Origin of the sequence: Dactylosporangium siamense, assembly GCF_016862795.1 — a bacterium.
GTDB classification, from domain to species: Bacteria; Actinomycetota; Actinomycetes; order Mycobacteriales; family Micromonosporaceae; genus Dactylosporangium; species Dactylosporangium siamense.
Window position 1 is genome coordinate 1 of sequence record NZ_BONQ01000017.1, and the last position, 22,635, is coordinate 22,635.

The window sequence follows — 22,635 nt, forward strand, 5'->3', positions numbered from 1 at the left end:
CGGCGCGGCCGGTCAGACCGTCTTCTACGCCCCGGCGCTGAAGGCGTGGCTGAACGTGTTCATGCCGTTCGGCTCGAACGACGTCATGTTCCAGGTCGGCGGCGCGCCGTCCGGCCCGTGGTCGGCGCCGGTGAAGGCGATGACCACGGCCGGCGGGACGGCGAACAACTACGCGCTGTTCGGGCACCCGGAGTACGCGCGGCGCGACGGCCTGGTGCAGTACCTGTCGTACTTCCACCCGGACAGCGGCGAGCAGCGCCTGGTCCGGCTCACCTTCGCGGCTGGAACGTGACCCGCAGGATGCGCTGCTCCCCGCTGGCGGGGTTGAAGTAGGTCAGGTACTGCACGAGACCGTCCTGGCGGGCGTACTCCGGATGCGCGAACAGGGCGTAGTTCGCGGCCTGTGCGCCGGAGTCGCCGCCCGCCGGGACGGTCACCACCTTCACCGGCTTCGACCACGGCCCGGACGGCGCCCCGCCGACCTGGAACATGACGTCGTTGGAGCCGTAGGGCAGGTAGGTGTTGACCCACGCCTTGAGCGCCGGGGCGTAGAAGACGGTCTGACCGGCCGCGCCGGCGGCGATGGTGACGACGCCCGCGCCCGGGTCCGCGCTCCACCCGTCCTTCGTGCGGAACGTCCACTTGCGACGGTCGGTCAGCTCCGCGAGGTTCACCTTCGCGAGTTTGCAGCCCTGGTACGTGCAGGCGCCGTACGCGTACAGCACGTCCCCGACGACGAGGGCGGCCGAGCTGTACCCGGCGCCGTCGGGGAAGAACATGCTGCGGTCGACGCCCTCGAGGCTGGTGACGGCCGGACCGTTGCCGGCGGTGAGGCGGGTGACGGCGCCGGTCTTCATGTCGATCGCCGCGATTCCGGTGCCCAGGCCCTTGCCCAGCGGGCCGGTGCAGGGGTCGGCGGCGCGGCAGAGCTTGCCGTAGAACACCAGGACGCGGCCGCGGGCGGGGTCGGCGACGACTGGTCCGGGCCAGAACGCGAACCGGGCCGGATGCGTCTTCTCGTAGTCCAGCTCGGCCTGGTTGCGGGTGATCAGCTCGACGGGTGCCGTGGCGGCGTCGACGGTGACGGGGTTGTTCGAGGTGAGGTCGATGCCGTCGGACGCGTCCAGGTCCCTGGTGGCGGCGCCGCTGTTGGAGATGAACCCGAACGGGTCCTTCAGCGTGGTGTCGTCGAAGATCCAGACGGAGCGGTCGCCGTACAGGGTGCTCTGGCCGTTGTCCCGCCCGGCCACGCGCTGCTGCTGCCGCACCGCGCCCGTCACCTTCGCCTCGACGACCGCCGGCGTCGCGGGCAGCACGGTGAAGAACGGCTGCGCCGACGCCGACGGTGACGGTGACGGCAGGGCGGACGCTCCCGGCGCCTTTCCCGTCGCCGGTGGCGCCGCGACCGGCAGTGACTGCCGCGGCACCGGATCCCGGTCCGGCCGCCACACCGCCACCCCGACGGCAAGCGCGATCGCGACGGCCGTCGCCCCGCCGGCGACCGCCAGCAGGCGCGGCCGGGACGCGACGAGCACCCCTGGGGCGCGGTGCGGGGCCGGCGGGGCCAGCAGCGGCAGGCCGGCGAGGAGCCCTTCGGCCGCGGTGAGCCGCCGCGACCGCTCCGAGCACCGCGGGCAGTCCCGGACGTGCCGGGCGACCCGCTTGCGCCACAACGGATCCGGTTCGCCGTCCCAGCCGGTCGTGGTGTCCCGCAGCGCCGGGCAGCCCGGCGCTGCATCGAGGGCCCGGACCACCGAGCGGGCCACGTCCAGCTGCTCCCGCATCCGCTGCACCCGGACCCCGGCGTGCGCCGCGGACAGCTCCAGGGCCTCGGCGACCTCGGCCCGGGTCAGGTGCCCGCCGGCCTCAAGCCACCACAGCGACAGCACCACGCGGAACGCCGGGTCCAGCCACCGGGCCGCCTCGGCGATCTCCCGCTGCTCGGTGTCGAGGACCTGCCGCAGCACGGTGAGCCCGACGAAGTCCGCCGCCGGGTCCTCCCGGTCGTCGCCGGCCGGGTCGTCGGCGCGGCTCAGCCGGGACCGGCGGGCCTCGGCGCGGGCGTCGGCGAGCTGCCGCAACGCGATCGTCACCACCCACGACCGGAACCGTTCCGCCTGCCGCACCCCGGACACGCCCGTCACGACCCGCACCATCGTGTCCTGGACGATGTCGTCGACGTCGAGATCTCGGTCCGCGCCGCGGCCGACGACGGTGTAGACCAGCGGCAGGTACCGCGCGGCGAGCGCCTCGACGGCGGCCCGGTCCCCGTCCCGGGCCGCCGCAACGAGCACCTCGTCGGTCTGTGTCTGCGCCATCACCCGATCGCTCCTGCCGCTGCGGTACCTGGTTCGTACCATCCCGCAGACCCCGGCCGGGCACGTGCCATAACACTTTTGCGGCTTGACGCGGCGGCGCGGCGGGTCTTACGGTCCTGGATCACAACCACATATCGCGCTGCACGACCCGCGACGGGAGAGCCCCCGGACACCACCGGGGCGCCGAAGGAGCAACGTTCTCCCCAGAATCTCTCAGGCACAGGTACCGCCGCGGTCAGGCGACTCTGGAAAGTCAGGACGACAGCTGTCCTGCGCCCACGGTGCAAACCGCCCATCTCGGGCGGTGAAGCTCTCAGGTTCCGATGACAGAGCGGGGAGGTCACCCAGCAGGGGTGCCGTCCGCGACGGCACCCGGACCCAGGGAGCCTCTCGTGACACCGCTGTTCGACGTGCACCGCGATCTGGGTGCCACCTTCACCGACTTCGCCGGCCGGCGCATGCCGCTGCGCTACCAGGGTGAGCTCGCCGAGCATCACGCCGTGCGCCGCGCCGCCGGGTTGTTCGACCTGTCCCACATGGGCGAGCTCGAGGTCACCGGCGCCGACGCGGGCCGGTTCCTCGACCACGCGCTGGTCGGCCGGCTGTCGACGCTGCCGGTCGGGCGCGCCCGCTACACCATGCTCTGCCACGACACCGGTGGTGTCCTGGACGACCTGGTCGTCTACCGCCTCGCCGAGCGCCGCTACCTGGTCGTGGCCAACGCGGCCAACACCACGGTCGTCCACGTGATGCTGCGCGAGCACGCCGACGGCTTCGGCGTCGACGTCCGCGACGCGTCGGCCGACTGGGCGCTGATCGCGGTGCAGGGCCCCGCCGCCGCGGCGATGCTCGACCCGGGGCCGTTGCCCTACTACGGGATCCGGGCCTTCGCGGTCGCCGGCCGGGACGTGCTGCTCGCCCGGACCGGGTACACCGGCGAGGACGGCTTCGAGGTGTACTGCCGCCCCGCCGACGCCGTGGCCGTGTGGCGGTCCCTGCTCGACCGCGGTCCGACCCCCGCGGGGCTCGCCTGCCGGGACACGCTGCGCCTGGAGGCCGGGATGGCGTTGTACGGCCACGAACTGTCCGTCCGGGTGACCCCGCTGCAGGCCGGCCTCGAACGGGTCGTCGCCTTCGACAAGCGGGACTTCGTCGGCGCCGCCGCCCTGCGCCGACAGCGCGCCACGGGCGGTTTCGCCACCCTCGTCGGCCTCGTCACCGGCACCCGGCGGGCGCCCCGGGCGGGCTACCCGGTGCTGGCGGAGGGCACCACCGTCGGGGCCGTCACCAGCGGCGCGCTCTCCCCGACCCTCGGCCACCCCGTCGCGATGGCCTACGTCGCGGCCGGCTGGTCCGCGCCCGGGACCCGGCTCACCGTCGACGTCCGCGGCACCGGCGTCGACGCCCACGTCGTCACGCTGCCCTTCTACTCCTCGCAGAGGTGAGCATCATGTCCGCGATCCCGCCGCACCTGTCCTACACCCGCGACCACGAATGGCTGCTCGACGGCGTCGTGGGGATCACCGCGTTCGCCGCGTCGTCCCTCGGCGACATCGTGTACGTCCAGCTGCCCGACGTCGGCGCCGCCGTCACCGCCGGCGTGCCCTGCGGTGAGATCGAGTCCACGAAGTCCGTCAGCGACCTCGTCGCCCCCGCCGACGGTGTCGTGGTCGAGGTCAACCCGCTCGTCGCCGCCGAGCCGGGGCTGCTCAACGAGGACCCGTACGAGCGCGGCTGGCTGTTCCGGATCAGCGTCTCCGGAACCCCGGACCTGCTCGACGCGTCCGCCTACGCCGCGCTGGTCGGGTGAGCCCGGTGGCGTTGAGCGCGTTCGACCTCTACTCCGTCGGCATCGGCCCGTCCTCGTCGCACACCGTCGGCCCGATGCGCGCCGCCCGCCGCTTCGCGTCCACATTGGACGGTCTCGCGGTCGGGCGGGTGCGGGCGGAGCTGTTCGGCTCGCTCGGCGCCACCGGTCACGGCCACGGCTCCGCGAAGGCCGTCGTCCTGGGCCTGCTCGGCGAGGACCCGGCGACGGTGGACACCGACACCGCCGACGAACGCGTCGCCGCCGTCCGCGACGCCGGCCGGCTGCGCCTGCCCGGTGGTGCCGACATCGCGTTCGACCCCGACGCCGACGTCGTCCTGCACCGCCGCAGGTCGCTGCCCGAGCACCCGAACGGCATGCGCTTCCACGCGTGGGACCCGTCCGGCGCGGTGATCTCGGAACGCACCTACTTCTCCGTCGGCGGCGGGTTCGTCGCCGGTGACACCGGCGTCGTCGCCGACACCACGGTCCTGCCGCACCCGTTCGCCACCGGCGGCGAGCTGCTCGCCCTGTGCCGGGACCTGTCCCTGCCGGTGAGCGACGTCATGCTCGCCAACGAACGCGCCTGGCGCCCCGACGCCGACACCCGCGCCGGGCTGCTGCACCTGTGGTCCGTGATGCAGGCCTGCGTCGAGCGCGGCTGCACCCGGTCCTTCGACGGTGTCCTGCCCGGTGGCCTGCGGGTCCCGCGCCGCGCGCCGGCCCTGTACCGCGACCTGAAGGCTTCCGCTGAAGGTGTCGACCCGCTGAAGGTCCTCGACTGGGTGAACCTCTACGCGCTCGCCGTCAACGAGGAGAACGCCTCCGGCGGCCGGGTCGTCACCGCCCCCACCAACGGCGCCGCCGGCATCATCCCCGCCGTCCTGCACTACTACACCCGCTTCGTGCCCGGCGCCACCGACGACGGCGTCGCCCGCTTCCTGCTCACCGCCGCCGCCGTCGGCATGCTCATCAAGGGCAACGCCTCCATCTCGGGCGCCGAGGTCGGCTGCCAGGGCGAGGTGGGGTCGGCGTGCGCGATGGCCGCCGCCGGGCTGTGCGAGGTCCTCGGCGGCACCCCGGCGCAGGTCGAGAACGCCGCCGAGATCGGCCTCGAACACAACCTCGGCCTCACCTGCGACCCGGTCGGCGGCCTCGTCCAGATCCCGTGCATCGAACGCAACGCCATCGCCTCGGTCAAGGCCATCACCGCGGCCCGGCTCGCGCTCAACGGCGACGGCAACCACAAGGTCACCCTCGACAAGGCCATCCGCACCATGCGCGACACCGGCCGCGACATGTCCGTCAAGTACAAGGAGACCGCCCGGGGCGGCCTCGCGGTGACGGTGATCGAGTGCTGAATTGACCTTGGAGACTTTGTCCGGTCATAGGCGGTCAAAGTCTCCAGGGTCCACTCGGGTGGGGGTGGGAGACTGGGACGGTGGAGCGGGTCCTGGGTCCGGGCGAGGTGGAGCGGGGGCTCGCCGAGCTGCGGCCGAGGGACACCGGCTTCTGGACGGTCGACGTCGCCGAACCCGGGGCGGCCTGGGCGGTCGTGCAGGAGCTGCCGCTCGAGCGGCTGGTGCTGGCCGGGGTGGCGGCGGGGCCCGGACTGCTGGACCTCGTCCGGGCGGCGCTCGGGTATGACCCCGGCGCGCAGGAGTTCCTGACGTACCTGCGGGGAGGATTCCCTCCGGCGGGTGACGTCCCGCCGGTGCCGGAGCGGCTGATCGACGCCGGGCGGGGGCTGGCGCTCGGCGCGCCGGGGGAGCCGGTCGCGCACGGGCTGTTTCCGAGCACCGTCACGAAACTTTCCCGGCTGGCCCTCGCCCGGCAGCGGCTGTACCCGCCCGACACGGTGCTCGAGGCGGCGCGGCGGGCCTACCGCGGGCCCTACGACGCGCACGAGGCGCTCGCCTGCGCCCTGGTCCACCCGGACGTGGACACCGACGCCCTCGTCTGGCAGCACACGCGGCGGGGGAGGGGCTGGCGGTCGCGGCGCAAGACGAACCGGGTCCTGGCGTGGGCGCGGCGGCACGGGTACCTGGCCGAGCCCCTGGTCTGCGGGTGCCGGCACGAGCGGCTCGAGGCCCCGGGCGCGCGGTGGGAGGCGGCGCGGCTGGCCGCCAACTGGACCCGGATCCTGCCGCTGCTGGACGAGGTGGCCGTCGACCCGGCGCGGTGGCTGGCCGTGTACCGCTGCTCGCGGTGCGAACGCCTCTGGGCGCGGGACACCGTGTCGTCGGGCCACGCGGACCTGACCTACGGCTACCCGATCGCTACGGACGACCCGGCCGGGTGGCTGGCGGCCGCCCGGCCGAACAATCTCAGATAGAGCGAAACTTTCAGGCGGGCCGGCGGGCGATGGCGATGACCGACTGCCCGAAGGGCGGCGTGATGAACTTCTCGGCGAACCGCGTCATCGGCGCGACCGTCGAGTCGTAGAACTTCACCATCAGGCCCGGGCCCGGCTTCTGCCGCAGCAGGCAGGTCGACACGTAGTAGCCGATCAGGCCCAGCGAGTTGGCGTAGTGCAGCCGCTCGATCTCCAGGTCGGCCGCGAGCAGGACCTCCCGCATGGTCTTGCGGGTGTACCGGCGCACGTGGCCGGTCGCGATGTCGGCGGGGCCCATCGCGAACGGGAACGCGGGGACCACGATGATCACGTAGCCGCCGGGGCGGACCAGCGCCCGCATCGTCCGCAGCGCGCCGAGGTGGTCCTCGATGTGCTCCAGGACGTTGTAGGACACGGCGGCGCTGTGCTCGGCGGTGATCTCGCTCGGCAGCATCAGCTCCCGGATCGAGACCTCACGGTTCGCGGAGAACCGCTCCTTGAGGGCGAGCAGCCGGTCCGGGTCGGCCTCGGTGACCGTCATCCGCGGGGCGTGCTCCAGCCACTCCGCCGCGTAGTCGCCGAGACCCGCGCTGACCTCGATCGGGTCGTCGCCGAGGAACGGCGTCGCGAACGCGACGAACCACTTGCGGTGGTTCTTCGCCATCGCGAGGCCCTCGAGGACCTCGGACTGGATGAGCTGGTCACCGAGGATCTCCGCACTGCGATCCCGATCGCCTCCAGGCGGCACGGCGTCTCCTCGGTAGCTCGGCGATCCAACGATCTGATCATGTTATCCGGAATTGGCGTAGTTTATCGACGTCGATGCTCTGGGGCCAGAGCGTGCGCTATGGGCAGCGGTCCAGCTATGGTCTCACCCGTGAAAACCGGCGGAAAGAACGCGCTTGCCGTCGTGAGCTATGTGGTCTTCTCCGTCGTGCTGTTCCACCACCTGTGGGCGGCGCCGCAGACCCGGATGCTCGCGGACAACTACCAGGACCAGGTGTTCTTCGAGTGGGTGCTGACGCACGCCGCGCGATTCTTCACCCATGGTGACTCCCCGATCTTCACCGACCAGCTCAACGCCCCGCTGGGCGTGAACCTGATGGCCAACACATCCATCCTCGGGCTCGCCCTGCCGCTCGCCCCGATCACGCTGCTGTTCGGCGCGCCGGTGACGTTCGCGCTGATCAGCACGATCGCGCCGGCGGCGACCTCGATCGCGTGGTTCTTCATGCTGCTGGGGTGTGGGGTGGTGCGGTCCCGGACGGCAGCGTACCTGGGCGCGCTGTTCTGCGGGTTCGGTCCCGCGATGGTGTCGCAGACGACCGGGCACCCGAACATCGCCGGACAGTTCATGATCCCGCTGATCCTGTGGGCGGTGTTCCGGATGGGCACCCCCGGCAACCCGGTCCGCAAGGGTCTCGTGCTGGCCGGGCTGGTGCTGTACCAGTGCTTCATCAACGAGGAGGTCCTGTTCCTCGCGGCGTTCGCGTTGCTGGTGTTCCTGCTGGTGTTCCTGCGGCCGAGCGCGATGCTGCCGGCCGCCCGCGCCGCGCTGCCGGCCCTCGGCGTCACCGCCCTGGTCGCCGGCACCGTCATGGCCTACCCGCTGTGGCACCAGTTCGCCGGCCCGCAGGCCTACCACGGGCTGCCCGACTTCGTGCACGGCTTCAGCGCCGACTTCGCCGGGTTCTACAACTTCAGCCGCCGCTCGATCCTGGGCGACGTGACCCTCATCGACAAGCTCGGCGGGCCCACGGAGGAGAACACGTTCTTCGGCTGGCCCCTGCTGCTGCTCCTGCCGGCCGCCGCGGCCGCGCTGTGGCGGGAGCGGGTCGCGCGGGCGCTGTTCGTCACCGCCGTCGTGTTCGCGCTGCTGTCGCTCGGCCCGGTCGTGCGCTACAAGGGCGAGGAGACCACCTGGCACGGCCCCTGGCGGTTCCTGGTCGACCTGCCGCTGTTCGACTCCGTGGTGCCGACCCGGGTCGCGCTCGTCGTCACACCGCTCGTCGGGGCGCTCCTGGCGATCCTGGTCGACCGGTTCATCGTCGTGCCGCCGGTCACCCGCGCCGAGCCGGCCCTGGCCGTCGCGGCCCCCGCCCCGGCCGGGCCGCCGGCCGAGGGGTCGTTCGCCTCAGAGCCCCCCGCCGCCCGGGTGGACACCGACCCCGACGAGGAGCCGCTGCCGGTCGCGGGCCGCTGGTTGTGGGCAGCAGCGCTGGCGATGGCGTTGCTGCCGTTGGTGCCGACGCCGCAGCCGACGAACGACCGCTCGCCCGCGCCGGTCTTCTTCAGCAGCGGGGTGTGGCGGCAGCACGTGCCGGACCAGGCGACCGTGGTGGTCATCCCCGGCGGCTGGTGGGAGGGGCTCGACGCGATGCGCTGGTCGGTCAGCTCCGACATCGACTTCAAGATCGCCGGTGGCTACTTCCTCGCGCCGGACCCGAACGACCCGGAGCGCAAGGCGATGTTCGGCCCGACCTACCCGCAGACCTGGTCCCTGCTCGGCCAGGTCGGCAACGACGGCGTCGTGCCGCAGCTCGGCCCGGAGTACGTGGCCCAGGCCAAGGCCGACCTGGCGTACTGGAAGGCGGACCGGATCATCCTCGCCGACGGGCACGGCAACAGCGACGCCATCCGGCAGACCGCCGACCTGCTGTTCGGCCCCGGCGAGCACATCATGGACGTCTGGATCTGGAAGGTGTCGTGACGGCGTCGTGATCGTTGACCTTGGAAGATCTTCCAAGGTCAACTCGCGGCCCGCACGATCAGGTCCTCGATCGTGTACAGGAACGTGGACATGTCCGATCTGGGCAGGATGGCGCTGTCGGCGGTCATCGCGAGCTCGAGGGCGCCCGGCGCGTCCTGGGCGTCGAGGGCGAACGACACGCCCCGGCGCGGCTCGTGCTCCACCGGCCAGGTCAGGGTCGTGCGGGCGAGAGCCTCCCGCAGCGGCGCCGGGGCCGGCGCGGCGAAGTTCAGCGCCGGCATCAGGCCCCGCTGGTCGTTGACGAAGCAGGAGTGGTCGCAGGCGCCGTCGAGGGCCGCGACGTCCCGGTCGAGGGCCAGCTTGTCGTAGTACGCGTGCCGCTGCGCGGACAGGGCGGCGCCGAACGTCCGGCGGACCAGGTCCGGGAAGTCCCCGCCGCCGGTGCCGGTGAGGTGGAACAGCCCCTCCTGGGCGATCGTGGTCACGCCGCCGGCCATGCCGGGCAGGAACCGGTTGTTGACCACGACCTGGAAGACGGCCTCGCCGACGCCGGTGAGCCGGGCGGCGGACGCGGCCGCCGCGGCGAGGACGACCGCGGCCGGGCTGACGGACAGGGTCGCCGCGACCCGGTCCAGGGCCAGCCCCAGCGCGGGGGAGTTGAGCACCGCGTTGGGGAAGGTGGCCGCCGGCGGGCGGGCCGGGAACTGCCGCGCCGGGCCCCGGCCCAGTTTGTCCAGCCAGGAGCGGCGGGCGGCGGCGTCACGGCGGCGGCCCCGGTCCGAGACCTGGAACGCGGCCTCCTCCAGGGGCTGCAGCAGGTCCCGCGCCGGCAGCGGGCCGTGCAGCAGCGCCGCGAAGTCGGCGAGGAGGTTGCGCAGGCCCCAGCCGTCGGAGGCGGTGTGGGACAGGAAGAACACGACGTAGCGGGCGCCGGCGCCGACCCGCACGACACCGACCCGCAGCGGCCACTCCCGCTCGGCGTCGAACGGGACCGCGAGGAGCTCGTCGCGCAGCGCGTACGCGGTCGCCTCGACCGTGTCCGGGTCGGCCGCGCGGGTCAGCACCGGGATGCCGCCGGCGGCGTGCACGACCTGGTCGAGGCGGCCGTCGTCGGCGGTGCGCAGCCGGGTCCGCAGCGACTCGTGCAGCAGCACCAGGTCGCGGACGGCGCCCTCGACCCGATCCATCGGCACCGCCGCCGGCAGCGGCAGCCCGCCGGAGACGTTGTAGCGGGCGGCATCCGTGCCGAGGGAGCGAACGACGTCCCAGATCGCCTGCTGTCCCCAGGTCGCCGGGCCTGCCCCCGCCCTGCCACCGCTGAACGCCAGCTCCGAGCGCTGGTCCGTCTGTGCGTGCGCCACCGTCATGCCCGCTCCCCCTGTTCGCCGACCACCCGGGGCCGAGTCTCGTGCACCGCCGCACGGATGTCGACGGCGCGGCGAACCTGTATATGCAGTGCTCCTGACCGTCGCGGGCACCGCTCACAGGCAGTACGTCCGGACCCGCACGACCGGCAGCCCGAGCGTCTCCGCGTCCTGTCGTGAGCCGAAGTAGACGACGGAGTAGCTCCTGCCCTCCGGCACGCCCAGCGCCGCCGCGGCGCCCACGTCGCACGCCAGGGGCACCACCGCCGCCCGGTAGCCCCGCGTGGCCAGCTCGCCCGCCTTCTCGTCCGCCGGTGGCTCGTGGGTCCCGGTCTCGTGCACGCCCACGACGGCGGCCCACGCCTCGCCCCCGTTCACCGCCGGCGTCACCGGCACGGCGCCCTGCGGTGGGCAGCCCGACCCGAAGACGCACAGGCGGGGGATCAGCGCCGTCGAGCGGTCGATCGTCTCCGGGGTGCGCGGGATGCCGTCGAACACGGCGACCGCCGAGCCGACCCGGACCACCAGGAACCGGAACGGCTCCCCGGCGTGCTCGCCGGCACCGTCGCGGGGCAGCGCGATCGTGATCGACAACGCCTCGCCGCCGAGGGCCGGGGTGCTCACCGGCTTGAGCACGCTCGCGCCCTCGAAGCCGCTGCACTGTTGCAACTTCGGCTTCAGGTCCCGCATGACCGCCTTGGCGGCGTCCTCGTCGCGGTACACGTACAGGGCCTGGGTCAGCTGCCGGCGCTGCGCCTGCTCGCCGTCGAACTCGGACATGACCCGGCGGGCGACGGGCTGGCCGAGGCAGCCGGCCTGGTAGTCGTGGTCGTCGATGACCTCGTCGGCGCTGCTCTCGCCGGCGAGGAAGCCGGGCGGGATCTTCACCGGCCGGGTGCCGGTCGGCGGCTTCTCCGGGGACGCTGACGGCGGCTTTCCGGTCGTCGCGGTCGCGGCGGGCGGGTTCGGGACCGCGTCCCGGCCGGGGTCGCGGGAGACCGCCCAGCCGCCGGTGATGACCGCGAGGGCGGTCAGCCCGGCGAGGGCCACGTGCCCCGTGCGGCGGCGCCGGCCCCTCGCCTCGATCCGTTCGGTGGGCGGCGCGACCGCGGCCCTGTCCACCCGGTCCTGCAGGGCGCGGAACGCCCGGTCGACGGCGTCCTGGTCGGTCATGACGTCACCTCCGTGGTCAGCATCGGGGCGAGGGCCTGCCGGCCGCGGGCGAGCCGGGCCTTCACGGTGTTGTCCGGCGCGCCCTCCATCCTGGCGATCTCGGCGACCGTGAAGCCGCCGAGGTGGAACAGCACGAGGGCCCGGCGCTGCGGCTCCGGCAGCCGGCGCAGCGCCGCGACGAGGTCCAGGGTGGTCGCGTCGGGCTCGGGGGTGTCCGGCGGCGGGCCGTGCCGGGTCAGGCCGGCCAGGGCCGTGCGGGCCCGGCGCCACCTGCTGATGACGAGGTTGTGCCCGACGCGGCTCACCCACGCCCTCGGGTCGTCGTAGGTGCTGATCCGCCGCCAGCGTGACCACGCCCGGACATAGACCTCCTGCGCCACGTCCTGCGCTTCGCCGAGGTCGGCCGTGTACGCGACGAGCTGCGCCACCAGGCCCCGGTAGGTGTCGCGGTAGAACTCCGCGAAGGTGTCGGCGTCTGCCATGACGAGGTACACGCCCCTGCCGGGTCTGCGGTTGCATGCGGAAAAGCATTCGCTCCACCGAATTTTCCGGTGCGACCCTGGCGGCGACCACACAGGGGGGATTTCCATGACCGTGCAGTTCGTGCGCCACCTCCAACGGCACGACACGGCCCTGCGGGTGCCGCGGGCCGGTGCCGTGGTGTGGGACGACGAGGCCGTGCACGCCGAGGCGTACGCGGCCGATCCGCAGCGGTTCGCGCTGACCGCCCTCACGCCCGGGGTGCTCGCCCCGCAGCGCGCCCGGATGCTGCTGCAGCTGCTGCTCGCGTCCCGCGCCGGCACGCCGGACACCGTGCGGGACACCCTGGCGCGGGTCACCCGGGTCCTGGCGCTCGGGCTCGCGCCGGCCGACGTGCTGACGGTGCTGCTGGCGGTGCGCCGGCGCCGGGCCAACCACAAGCACGTCACCCGGACGGTGCTCACGGTCCTGCTGGAGCACCCGCACGCCGCCGAGCTCGTCCGGGCCCGGCGCGGCATCGCCCAGGACTGCTTCGAGCACGCCCTCGGCCGGGCCACCGCCCGCGGCGTGCTGTCGCGTGGTGCGCTGCCGCGCGGGGCGTTCCTGGGCGACGCCTGGTCGCGCGGCGTGCCGGCCCTGTACCGGCATCGCGAGGGCACCGCGCTCGTCCCGCTCCCGCCGGCGGCCGGCGACCTCGACCTGACGTCCGCGCGGCCGGAGACGGTCACCGCCACCAACCGGGGCGACCTCGCCGCCACGCTCGTGCACCTGCGGCGCGGCGGGCCGAGCGACGAGCTGCTGCCCGCCGTCGCGCGGTACACCGACGAGGTCGTCGCCGGCCTGCCCCGCTACGACGGCACCGTCGCGCTGGTCCTGGACGACTCCGCGTCCATGCGCGGCTACGGCGAGCGTGCATGGGCGGTCGCCTCGCAGGTCGCCGCGCTGCGGCGGGTCCTGGACCGGGTCTGCGCGCGGCTCGTCGTGGTCCCGGTCGGCGGCGTGAACGGCCGTCCCGGCGGCGCCACCGACCTGGCGACCGGCGTCCTGGACGCGCTCGCCACCGGGCCGGACGTCGTCGCGGTCGCCTCCGACGGGTACGAGAACGTCCACCCGGGCGACCTGGCCCGGGTCACCGCGACCCTGCCCCGGGCCGGCGTCCACACGCCGGTCGTGTTCTGCCAGGCCACGTTCGGCCGCGCCGACGACCTGACGCTGCGCCGGCCCGCGCCGCTGCTGCCGCAGCGGGCGTTCTGGCACAGCGACGACCTGGCGCCACTGGTGCTGTGGCTGCTGTCCCATGTGGACGGTGCCGCGGCGGACGCGTGGATCGGCGCGGAGCTGCGCCGCCGCCTCGCGCTTGTCGAAAGCTCCCTGGCCGCGTCCGCCGCGGCGGCTGTGCCGGCCGGGTCGGCCGGGTCGGCTGCCTCGGCTGGGTCGGCTTTGGAAGGAGGATCGCGATGAACCTGCCAGTTCCCGCCGGGTTGGACACCACCGGCTACCGCCTCGGGCCGCCGCAGCGGGCCGGCGCGCTCACCATGGTGCCGGTCTTCGGGCCGGCATACCCGGGTGTCGCGCCGCCCCGCAGTGGGCTCAAGCTCAGCCGGGTCGTCACGTACGGCCAGGTCGAGCTGACCAACCCCGCCACCACCGGGGTGGCGATCGTGCCGCTGCACGTCGGCTACATCCAGGACTCCGCGCAGAACCACGCCCTGTGCCGGTCCGGCTTCATCGCCGCGGGCCAGACGCTGCGCTTCGACGACGCGTGCTGCGTCCAGGAGAGCCAGGGCGGCTACCTGGCCGAGCGGGACCAGTGGTTCTTCGTCCTGCCGGTCGAGCTGCGCCCGGCAGCGCTGCGGCTGCGGGGGACCAGCCAGTACAGCAAGCTCTGGGGCGACATCGCGAGCTTCAACGCCCGGCACGGGCTGCCGGCCCGCGGTCACCTGGAGCAGGTGCTGACCCGCAAGCGGGCGGTGCTCACGCAGTACCAGAGCCGCCTGGAGCTCCTCGACGGGCAGCTCGGCGCGCTGTTCTTCGTCGGCGACCGGCTCGCCGGGGTCGAGATCGCGCCGGACCCGGTGTACTTCGCCGAGCTCTGGATGGCACTGGTCTGCTTCGCCTACGGCCCGGCCGCGTGGTTCGCCGAGACCGGCGCACCCGAGGAGGCGGTCGAGGCCTTCGAGGCGGACTCGCTGGACGGGGTGCGGGCCGCGCTGCGGCAACGCCGTCGTCGCGTGGCGGACGAGGTGGAGGAGTGGCTGGCCCGCGCCGCGTGGCAGCCGGGCGACCTCGTCGAGGAGGAACGCTACCTCGACCTGCGACTGTCCACTGTGGTCGCCGAGACGGTCGGCGGCCAGGTCGTCACCGACGGCTCGCGCCTGGTCTACGCGTCGCTGTTCGCGGCGGCCGGCTGATATTCGGTTGCCGGTGCGAACCGGAACTGTTTGAATACACGGTATTGCGGGACTGCGCCAGGCCCACCGGCAGGCCCCCCGATTCCAGATCGGGGCACAGTCGCTAACTCAAAGCGGCCATTATGTCGACAGGGCGCTGGCCACCCGACCCGCGATCGCAACGGAGGCGCCACCCCGGCGGGGGTGGCGCCTTCAGCGTTCCCGGCCACCGGCGCCCGGCCCGCCGGAGCTGCACCGCACCCGCACCCACACCGGCTGTGTGGGTGGCCGGTGTGCGACTTCGATCACGGGAGAGGTTCATCCCGGGCGGGGAATGGGTGCGCCCGTCGGGTGTTGGTGGGGCTGACGGGGCGTGGAACAGCGACAACCCGGAGGATCCGGGGATCCTCCGGGTTGTCGGGTGGTGGGTGTCAGCGGTTGGCGTTGGCGTTCGCGTCGCGCTGGTTGGGGACGGCGGGCTCCGAGGAGTGGCGGGCGAACCCGTTGCCGTGGCCGGTGCCGGTGCTCGGCCGCTCGTCGTCGGATGACTCGTGCGCGGCGGTGCGGGGCTCGAACAGGCTGCGGGGGGCCGCCTCGCCCGGTCGGGCCGGCTCGCCACGGCCGCGGCCCTGCTCGCCGAGCGGACCGTGCTCGCCGGTGCGGCTGTCGCCCCGGCCGTTGTCGCCGGCGCCGCGCAGCTGTGCGGCGAGTGAGCCGTGCTCGCCGGTGCCGCTGTCGTCGCGGCCCTGGGGGCTGAGCGGGCCGTGCTCGCCGGTGCGGCTGTCGTCGCGGCCCTGGGCGCCGAGGGGTGCGTGCTCGCCGTCGGCCTGGTCGTCCTCGGTGGCGCCGTCGGCCGCGGCGGCCGGCGGCTGACCCGCGGCCGAGCGGACCGAGAGCGGCTGGCCGGTGAGGGGGTTGATCGCGATCGGCTGGCCGGTGAGGGGGTGGACCGCCACCGGCTGCCCGGCGACGGGCTGGCTCGGCTGCGGCTGAGCCTGCTGCGGCTGTGGCTGCGGCTGAGCCTGGTGCGGCTGCGCCGGCTGCGGCTGGGCGCCCGGCTCCTGCTCGGCCAGGCGCTGCTGATCGGCGAGGCGCTGCTGGTCCGCGGCCCGCTCGGCCGGGGTGCGCACGGGGATCTTGGTGTATTCGCCGGTCTCGCCGCCTGCGGCGGCTGCCATGACGGCGGCGGCGGCCAGGTCCGCGACGCGCTTCGCCTCGCGCTGCACGCGGGCGCGGACCTCCTTGGCGTGCCGCTCCGCGCCCTCGGCGGCGGAGCGGGCCTCCTCGAGGCGGCCCATCTCCTCGGCCAGGTCCTGGCGGGTCTCCTTCAGGCGCTGCTGGAACTGCACGACCTCACGCTCGGCGGTCGCGCCCTCACGGCGGGTCTGCGCCAGGCGCTGCTGGTTGCTCTCCAGCTCGGCCTGCAGCTGGGTCAGTGCCTGCCGGCGGGCCTGGATGTCGCGCTGGACGCCGGCGAGCTGGTGCTGGGCCGCGGCGTTCTGCTCGTCGGCGCGGCGGCGCCGGTCGGTGAGCTCCTCCTCGACGCCGGCGCGCTGGCGCTGCAGCTCCTCGTCGACGGCCTCGCGGTGCGCCGCGACCTCCTGCTCGGCGGCGGACCTGACCCCGGCGATCTCCTCCTCGGCCTGGGCCTTCCACTGCGCCAGCTCCTGCTGGGTCTGGTTGCGGGCCGCCTCGATCTCCTGCTGGATCTTGAGGTGGGCCGCCTCGAGGAGCGCCTTCGCCTGGGCCTGGGTGTGCTTGATCTGCGCGGCGCTCTGCTCGTTGATCCGGGTGGCCTCCTGCTCGGCCCGCTGCTGCGCGGCCTCACTGTTGGCCCGCAGCCGCTCGGCCAGCTCACGGATCTCGGCGAGCTCGCCCTGCGCGGCCGCCCGGCGCTCCTCGTATGCCTGCTGCTCCTCGCCGCGGCGCTTGGCCAGCTCGTCCTCGAGGTCCTGCAGCGTCTTCACGGCCTGCTCGCGGGCCTCGGCGAGGACCTTCTCGGCCTCGGCCTGGTGCTTGGCGGCGCGCTCCTGGGTGGTGCTGGTGATCTGGTTGGCCTGCTTCTCCGCGAGCGCGAGGATGTCGTCGACCATCGGCCCGAGGTGCCGGAACGAGGCCTTGTCGACCTGCGCCGGCTTGTCGCGGACCTCGGCCAGCTCCTGCTGCAGCTGCTGGCGCTGGGCCTGCATGGAGCGCAGCCGGGTGTCCAGATCCTGCCGGTCCGCCTCGATCCGCCGGCGCTCCTGCGCGAGCTGGGCCAGCTCACGGTCCTTCTTGGCGAGGAACTGGTCGACCTGTCCCTGGTCGTACCCCCGCAGCGCGACCTTGAAGGCCGGCCGAGCGCCGGAATCCTCTCGAGCCGTCAACAGCTCTCCGCCCTGGGACATGTGCCAACCCTCCATACCATCGCGCGCGCGATCTGGCGCAACGCTACCGTCGCGTGCCGCCGGGCCAACACCCCGCCCGGCGTGTCAGTTTCGCACCACATCGGCCGGTGGAGGATCGTCCGGAAGGCCCTCGATCCGGCGGGCGTGCTCGATCATGCCGTGGATCGCCTCGAGGCTCGGGCCGGACAGCCCGGCCGCGCGCAGCGCCATCGTGCGGACGGCGTTGTCCCGCAGCGCGGCGAGGAGCTCGAGCTGCTCGTCGATGCGGCGGGCGGCCTCGTCGTCGAGGAAGTATGCGGCATTGACCCCGAAGAACTCGGCGAGTGCCTCGAGGTGGCGTTTGGTCGGATTGTCCCGGGCGCCCTTGCGCAGCTGCCAGATGTACGTGTGGGAGATCATCACCCCCCGCTCGCGGATGGCGGCCGCGACCTCCTCGTAGCTGTACTCACCGCGTCCCGGCGGGTGCACCGTGCCGAACAGCCGGTCGAGCTTCTCGGCGAGGGTCACCTGGCCTCCTGCGACGTAGCGACGCTTGACAATGGCACCCCCACGATGGAAATCTCAATCATAAGCTCAGATTTATGGAGGGTGTCGTCCCATAAACTGAAGTTGACGTCATTCGTTCGGGTGGGACGGATCGTTGTGGCCGGCAAGAGCAACGGGGGTGGCCACGACGCCCGGCACGGCCGCGGCGCGGTATCGCCGCGCGAGGCCGAGCAGCGCCCGGACCTCGGCGTCGACGTCGGGCCCGCCGGCCGACTGGGAGGCGCCCGGCGGGCCGGAAGCTGCCCGCTCAAAACCGGCAGCTGCCCGCTCAGTACCTCCAGGACCCGTCAACGGCAACCCGCGCTCACCGGTGGCCACCGCCGTCCGCAGGGCCACCGCGTCGTCCTCACCGTCGCCCGCCCGCCCGGCCAGGAGCCACTGCGCGTCGCGGATCTCGATGACCCGGCGGTACAGGCGCAGCTGCACGCTGCGCAGGTTGAGCAGCTCACCGACGCGCCCCGGCGGGTCGCCGAGCACGACCCCGGGCGCGGCCGCCGACAGCTCCAGCCACAGCGGCCGCAGTCGCTGCAGCGCCACGTACCGTGACGTCCACCGGCGCAGCCCGCCGAGCGCCGGCAGCGCCCCGCCGAGCGCGAAGAGCAGCAGCATCATCGCCAGCAGCGCGCGGGAGACGTTCTGCGCGCCGGTGCCGTCCATGGCGGTGCTGCCCGCGGTGTGGCTGATCTGATACGCGACCCGGTTCGCCATGAACAGCAGCCCGACCACGGCCGCGGCGCTCAGCAGCCACATCCCCGTCCGCAGCGCCCCCGGCGCGACGCTGCGCCCGGTGGGGCGGAACAGCACCAGCGCGCAGACGAGTCCGACGGTGAGCCCGAGCTGGGTGAGCACCGCGTAGGCGGTGACCAGCGGCTCGCCGGCGTGCTCGTAGACGAAGTCGTAGCGCTCGGGCCGGCGCGGGGCCAGCACGAAGAGCACGCACATCGCCACCGCCGTCACGCTCAGCAGCAGATACACGGCGCGGCGTAGCCGGGCGTACCGCGCCGGGTCCGGCGACAGCAGCCCGACGATGTGGACCAGGCCGGCGGACGCGGCGACGGTCGCCAGGTTCTTCAGCGGCACCGAGATGTCCGCAACGTGCAGGAGCGTGTCGGTTCCGTACGAGATCTCCCGCCGGTTGAACGTGAACGACAGCGTCGCCAGGAGCACGACCAGGCGCACCGCCTTGCCGCGCGGGGTCTGCGGCGTCGCGAACCGCCAGATCGTGAACGCCCAGAACGCGAGCAGGACGCCGATCTCCAGGACTTCGACGAGGTCAAAGGCCACGGCGCTCGACCAGGAACGGTTCGGCGAGGGCGTCGTACAGGTTGCCCAGGGCCGGGTCGGCGGGCGGGCGGGCGGCAGCGGACCCGGCCCGCTCGTTGAGCATCGTCGCGATCATCTCCGCGACCTGCTCCTGCGGCGCGCTGTAGGAGGAGCGGCGCAGCACCCGGGCCACCGTCGCCGGGTCCAGGTCCGGCAGCAGGAGCGCGGTGACGTCCGACGGCGACGGCCCGGGGGCGACGTGGTCACAGAGGATGTGCCCGATCTCGTGCAGGATGATGTGCTGCTGGTGCAGCCAGCCGGTGCCGGCGGCGTAGAAGACGTGGTCGGCCTTGTCGGTGGCGAGCCACAGCCCGCACGCGGTGCCGTCGACCCCCGCCTGCGGCAGCTGGTGCAGGTGCAGGTCGCGGCCGCGGGCGGCGGCGACGGACGCGCAGAACGCCGGCAGGTCGAACGGGTCCGGGACGTCCAGCCCGGCCAGCAGCCGCCTGACCTGTTTCTCCAGTTGTCGCAGCCGCATCAGTGCTCCAGCCGACCTTCGGGGCATTCCGGCTCAACGATATGCCCAGGGTGGCGGCGGCCAGAAGCCGCCGCCACCGTGATCCTCGACAGGAAGACGCGACCGGACGATCAGAGGCCGGAGTTGAGCGCGGTCATCAGGGTGCCCGACGTGGTGTCGCCGGACATCTCCCAGACCATGCCGCCGAGCAGGCCCTGCTGCTTCACCCAGGCGGTCTTCTGCTGGATCGACCAGGTGTCGTCGAACGTCCACCACTGCCCGCCCGGCCCCGTGTAGCAGGACGTGGCGACCGACTGCACGTCGTGGTACACCGTGCAGCCCGGCACCATCGCCAGAAGGTTCGCGTAGCCACGGGTGCCGGCCTCCTCCGCGAACTGTCCCGGTGCGGCGCCGGTCGCGGCCTGCCACTCGCCGTTGGCCGGGCCGGCGGTGACGCCCTGCCAGCCGCGGCCGTAGAAGGCGAAGCCGACCGTCAGCTGCCGTGGGTTCACGCCGGCGGTGGTGTACGCGGCCACGGCGTTCTGCACGCTGAACGTGAAGGAGTAGGGGTCCTGCGCGTCGCCGTACAGGTTGCCCTGGTGGCCGGTGCGGTTCGGCTCCCACGAGTTGTCGCTGCCGGCGCCGTGGAAGTCGTAGCCCTGCACGTTGGCGAAGTCCAGGGAGTCGAAGACGCTCGGGGTGCCGTCGGCGTGGGTGATGTCCCAGCCGGCCGCGATCTTCGCCGGGTCGGCGGGGGTGAACGCGGTCAGCAGGTACCGCTTGCCGCCGAGCGCGTCGAGCTGCTTGCGGAACTCGGCCAGCAGCAGCGTGTTGTTGGCCTTGTCCTGGGCGCCCCAGTGGTTGCCGGGGTGGCCCTCCGCGCCGGGCCACTCCCAGTCCAGGTCGATGCCGTCGAAGATGCCCGCGGCGCTGCCCGGTCCGCCGGCGCCGTTGTACAGCGGCAGGTTGCCCTTGATGTACATGTCGATGCAGGACCGCACCAGCTTCTCGCGGGACGCCGGGGTGGCGGCCGCGTCGGAGAAGAACTTCGAGTAGGTCCAGCCGCCCAGCGAGATGAGCACCTTGAGGTTGGGGTACTTCGCCTTGAGCTTGCGCAGCTGGTTGTAGTTGCCGCGCAGGGCCTCCCAGCCGGTGTCGGCGACGCCGTCGACGGACTGCGCGGCGCTGAACGGCCGGCCGTAGTCGGCGTCGGCGTCCCCGGCGCCGGTGCCCTGGTCGGGGTCCTGCGGGTTGGCCGTCGTGCCGCGGGTGACGCCCTGCAGGCAGGTCAGGTTGACCGGGTCGAGGTTGGCGAAGGCGTAGTTGACGTGGGTCAGCTTCGCCGCGGCGCCGGACGTGTCGAGGTTCTTCACGAAGTACTGCCGGCCGTAGATGCCCCACTGGACGAAGTAGCCGACCTTCGCGTAGGCGCCGGAGCCGACGGCGTCGTCCGTGGTGACGGTGACGGCGGCGCTGGCGGGGGAGGCGTTGTCGTACGTGTCGCGCGCCTTCACCGTGAACGTGTACGCGGTGAGCGGCGCCAGCCCGGTGACGGTCGCCGTCGTCGTGGTGGACGACGCGACCAGGGTGCCGCCCCGGTAGACGTCGTAGCCGGCGATGCCGCTCGGGTCGGTGACCGCGTTCCAGGCCAGGGTCACGCTCACGGAGCTGCGCGCGGTGCTGCGCAGGTTGCCCGGCGCGGCGGGTGCGGTCGTGTCGTCGGCGGGGTTGAGCGTGGTGGCGCTGACCGGGGCGCTGTCGGCGGAGACGTTGCCCCTGGTGTCGCGGGCCCGCACGGTGAAGCTGTACGCGGTGTTCGGGGTGAGCCCGGTGACGGTCGCGGCCGGCGCCGTGACCGATGCGACGACCGTGGAGCCGCGGTACACGTCGTAGCCGGCGATCGGGAAGTCGGTCGGCGTGGGGGCGGTCCAGGCGAGCGACACCGTGCGGGTGGTCCGGCCGGTCACCGCCACGCCGGCCGGGGCGTTGGGGGCGCGGTCCGCGCTGCCGTCGCATTTGTTGCCGTTGATCCGGCAGTTGAGCGGCTCGGTGTTGGTGCCGGTGGCGATGAACCAGAAGCTGTACGGCTCGGTGGTGGCACCGGCCGCGACCGTGCCGTTGTAGTGCGCGTTGACGACGGTGACGTGGTTGCCGGTGCGGGTGACGGTCCCGTTGTAGCCGGTGCCGACGGTCAGCCCGGCGGGCACGTCGAACTCGAGGGTCCAGCCGGTGATCGCGGCGCTGGTCGGATTCTGGACAACATATTTGTCGACCCAGTAGGTGCCGTAATTCGCGGCGGAGTACGCCGCCCTGAGCCCCGGGGTGGCGGCCTGGGCGGTGCCGGGGAGCGCTACGGCGGCGCTGACGGTGAGCAGGATGGCGGCGAAGAGCCTGGTGGGGTGCACTCGGGCCTCCTATTAGGAAAGTTTCCTAATAGTCCAACCGAAAGCCCAAGAAAGTCAAGGTTGTCTATTTGCTTAAAGGATTTAAGGTTCCCGAGCTATGAGTGACTTACGCATTGGCACCCCTCACCGTCTCGCCACCGTCGGCTGGCTCGCCGTCGGTGGCCTGGCACTGGCGGGCCTCGCGCACGCCTTCACCCTGGCCGAGTCCCTGAAGGGCGCCGACGCGGCCGCCGAGGACGCGGGCCGGGAAGTGGCCTACGGCAGCAACTTCGGCCTCAACGTCTACGTCGCCGGCAACCCCGGCCTGACCGCCCTCGGCGTGGCCCGGCTGATCACCCTGGTGCTCGTCATCCTGTGGCTGTATCTGGCCCGCGACAACTTCGACCGGCGCAACGACGGCAGCGTCGAGTGGAAGAAGGGCTGGACGATCGGCGGCTGGTTCGTCCCCTTCGCCAACCTCGTCATCCCCAACCGGGTCACCGCCGAGATCTACCGCCGCAGCGCCCCGGACGGTTCCTGGCCCTCGGACCGCCTCGTCAACGCGTGGTGGGTCGCGCTGCTGTTCAGCTTCATCAGCTACACCGAGACCACGAAGTACGCCAGCGGCGAGACCATCGTCTACAGCCCGCCGTTCTTCACCGCGGTCGCCGCCGTCGGCGGGATCGCCGCCGCCATCCTGTTGTCGCTGGTCATCCGGAAGGTCTCGGCCTGGCAGGACGCCAAACTGACGTCCTGACAAAAGTCTGTCCGAATCCTGCTCGGGGAAGTCGACTTCTTGCATCGACAGGGTTGAGTTAGTAACGTCGGCTCACCAACCATCGCGACGTGTGGATGTGCGGGGCTTCGGCGGCCCGCGCACCGCCGCCGGCCGCGCTCCAGACCCGATCCAGCCGTCCGGCGCCCGCCAGCGCCGGCCGGCGCAGCGTGCCCGGCATCGCGG

General features: G+C 73.1%; 19 protein-coding genes and 2 riboswitches. Of the genes, 9 read left to right on the forward strand and 10 right to left on the reverse strand.

Features of this window, described 5'->3' with window-relative positions; all coding sequences use genetic code 11:
• A partial coding sequence (locus tag Dsi01nite_RS03915) for a hypothetical protein (protein WP_203844615.1) occupies positions 1–292 on the forward strand: 292 nt, incomplete at its 5' end.
• Here the strand turns inward: Dsi01nite_RS03915 and Dsi01nite_RS03920 are convergent.
• On the reverse strand, positions 270–2,318 hold the full coding sequence (locus Dsi01nite_RS03920; RefSeq protein WP_203844616.1) for an RNA polymerase sigma factor: 2,049 nt from the start codon (positions 2,316–2,318) through the stop codon (positions 270–272). The two genes, Dsi01nite_RS03915 and Dsi01nite_RS03920, sit on opposite strands and share 23 nt — an antisense overlap.
• Before the next feature lie 144 nt (positions 2,319–2,462).
• Positions 2,463–2,557, forward strand: a riboswitch (glycine riboswitch).
• Positions 2,558–2,658: riboswitch (glycine riboswitch) on the forward strand.
• Positions 2,659–2,710: 52 nt separating this feature from the next.
• Here Dsi01nite_RS03920 and gcvT point away from each other — a divergent pair.
• From gcvT to Dsi01nite_RS03940, 4 genes are all read left to right on the forward strand, one after another.
• Positions 2,711–3,763, forward strand: a complete 1,053-nt coding sequence (gene gcvT, locus Dsi01nite_RS03925) for a glycine cleavage system aminomethyltransferase GcvT (RefSeq protein ID WP_239135664.1) — start codon at positions 2,711–2,713, stop codon at positions 3,761–3,763.
• Between the two features lie 5 nt (positions 3,764–3,768).
• Positions 3,769–4,128 (forward strand): glycine cleavage system protein GcvH, encoded by a 360-nt coding sequence (gcvH, locus tag Dsi01nite_RS03930; RefSeq protein WP_203844618.1) that lies wholly within the window; start codon positions 3,769–3,771, stop codon positions 4,126–4,128.
• 5 nt (positions 4,129–4,133) lie between these two features.
• Positions 4,134–5,486 (forward strand): L-serine ammonia-lyase, encoded by a 1,353-nt coding sequence (locus tag Dsi01nite_RS03935; protein ID WP_203844619.1) that lies wholly within the window; start codon positions 4,134–4,136, stop codon positions 5,484–5,486.
• 80 nt (positions 5,487–5,566) lie between these two features.
• Positions 5,567–6,460 carry a hypothetical protein gene (locus Dsi01nite_RS03940; protein WP_203844620.1) on the forward strand — a complete coding sequence of 298 codons (894 nt, stop codon included), beginning with the start codon at positions 5,567–5,569 and terminating at the stop codon, positions 6,458–6,460.
• A 10-nt stretch (positions 6,461–6,470) separates the two neighbouring features.
• Here the strand turns inward: Dsi01nite_RS03940 and Dsi01nite_RS03945 are convergent, their stop codons facing one another.
• The gene (locus Dsi01nite_RS03945; RefSeq protein WP_203844831.1) at positions 6,471–7,124 is read right to left on the reverse strand and encodes a methyltransferase domain-containing protein; all 654 of its coding nucleotides are present in this window, start codon (positions 7,122–7,124) and stop codon (positions 6,471–6,473) included.
• A 213-nt stretch (positions 7,125–7,337) separates the two neighbouring features.
• Here Dsi01nite_RS03945 and Dsi01nite_RS03950 point away from each other — a divergent pair, with 213 nt between their 5' ends.
• Positions 7,338–9,170, forward strand: a complete 1,833-nt coding sequence (locus Dsi01nite_RS03950) for a DUF6311 domain-containing protein (protein WP_203844621.1) — start codon at positions 7,338–7,340, stop codon at positions 9,168–9,170.
• A gap of 38 nt (positions 9,171–9,208) precedes the next feature.
• Here Dsi01nite_RS03950 and Dsi01nite_RS03955 read toward each other — a convergent pair whose 3' ends face one another.
• The 3 genes from Dsi01nite_RS03955 to Dsi01nite_RS03965 form a co-directional block, all read right to left on the reverse strand.
• Positions 9,209–10,537, reverse strand: a complete 1,329-nt coding sequence (locus Dsi01nite_RS03955; protein ID WP_203844622.1) for a condensation domain-containing protein — start codon at positions 10,535–10,537, stop codon at positions 9,209–9,211.
• A gap of 114 nt (positions 10,538–10,651) precedes the next feature.
• Positions 10,652–11,707 (reverse strand): hypothetical protein, encoded by a 1,056-nt coding sequence (locus tag Dsi01nite_RS03960; protein WP_203844623.1) that lies wholly within the window; start codon positions 11,705–11,707, stop codon positions 10,652–10,654.
• On the reverse strand, positions 11,704–12,189 hold the full coding sequence (locus Dsi01nite_RS03965; RefSeq protein ID WP_203844624.1) for a SigE family RNA polymerase sigma factor: 486 nt from the start codon (positions 12,187–12,189) through the stop codon (positions 11,704–11,706). The genes Dsi01nite_RS03960 and Dsi01nite_RS03965 overlap by 4 nt, the downstream gene beginning before the upstream one ends.
• 106 nt (positions 12,190–12,295) lie before the next feature.
• On the opposite strand from Dsi01nite_RS03965, the gene Dsi01nite_RS03970 reads away from it, so the two are divergent.
• Both Dsi01nite_RS03970 and Dsi01nite_RS03975 read left to right on the forward strand, forming a co-directional pair.
• Positions 12,296–13,648, forward strand: coding sequence for a hypothetical protein (locus Dsi01nite_RS03970; protein ID WP_203844625.1), 1,353 nt, complete (start codon positions 12,296–12,298; stop codon positions 13,646–13,648).
• A complete protein-coding gene (locus Dsi01nite_RS03975; protein ID WP_203844626.1) occupies positions 13,645–14,598 on the forward strand; it encodes an ARPP-1 family domain-containing protein in 954 nt (317 codons plus the stop codon). Before Dsi01nite_RS03970 ends, Dsi01nite_RS03975 begins: the two co-directional genes overlap by 4 nt.
• A 410-nt stretch (positions 14,599–15,008) precedes the next feature.
• Here Dsi01nite_RS03975 and Dsi01nite_RS03980 read toward each other — a convergent pair whose 3' ends face one another.
• The 5 genes from Dsi01nite_RS03980 to Dsi01nite_RS04000 form a co-directional block, all read right to left on the reverse strand.
• Positions 15,009–16,964 carry a DivIVA domain-containing protein gene (locus Dsi01nite_RS03980; RefSeq protein WP_203844627.1) on the reverse strand — a complete coding sequence of 652 codons (1,956 nt, stop codon included), beginning with the start codon at positions 16,962–16,964 and terminating at the stop codon, positions 15,009–15,011.
• Between the two features lie 84 nt (positions 16,965–17,048).
• Complete coding sequence (locus Dsi01nite_RS03985; protein WP_239135665.1) at positions 17,049–17,471, reverse strand: helix-turn-helix domain-containing protein; 423 nt, start codon at positions 17,469–17,471, stop codon at positions 17,049–17,051.
• Between the two features lie 108 nt (positions 17,472–17,579).
• Positions 17,580–18,794: an MAB_1171c family putative transporter gene (locus tag Dsi01nite_RS03990; protein WP_203844628.1), complete on the reverse strand. Its 1,215-nt coding sequence runs from the start codon at positions 18,792–18,794 to the stop codon at positions 17,580–17,582.
• Positions 18,784–19,311, reverse strand: a complete 528-nt coding sequence (locus Dsi01nite_RS03995) for a hypothetical protein (protein ID WP_203844629.1) — start codon at positions 19,309–19,311, stop codon at positions 18,784–18,786. Before Dsi01nite_RS03995 ends, Dsi01nite_RS03990 begins: the two co-directional genes overlap by 11 nt.
• A 110-nt stretch (positions 19,312–19,421) precedes the next feature.
• Positions 19,422–21,695 carry a glycosyl hydrolase family 18 protein gene (locus Dsi01nite_RS04000; RefSeq protein ID WP_239135666.1) on the reverse strand — a complete coding sequence of 758 codons (2,274 nt, stop codon included), beginning with the start codon at positions 21,693–21,695 and terminating at the stop codon, positions 19,422–19,424.
• Between the two features lie 97 nt (positions 21,696–21,792).
• On the opposite strand from Dsi01nite_RS04000, the gene Dsi01nite_RS04005 reads away from it, so the two are divergent.
• Positions 21,793–22,431, forward strand: a complete 639-nt coding sequence (locus Dsi01nite_RS04005; RefSeq protein WP_203844630.1) for a DUF4328 domain-containing protein — start codon at positions 21,793–21,795, stop codon at positions 22,429–22,431.
• Positions 22,432–22,635 lie beyond the last annotated feature (204 nt).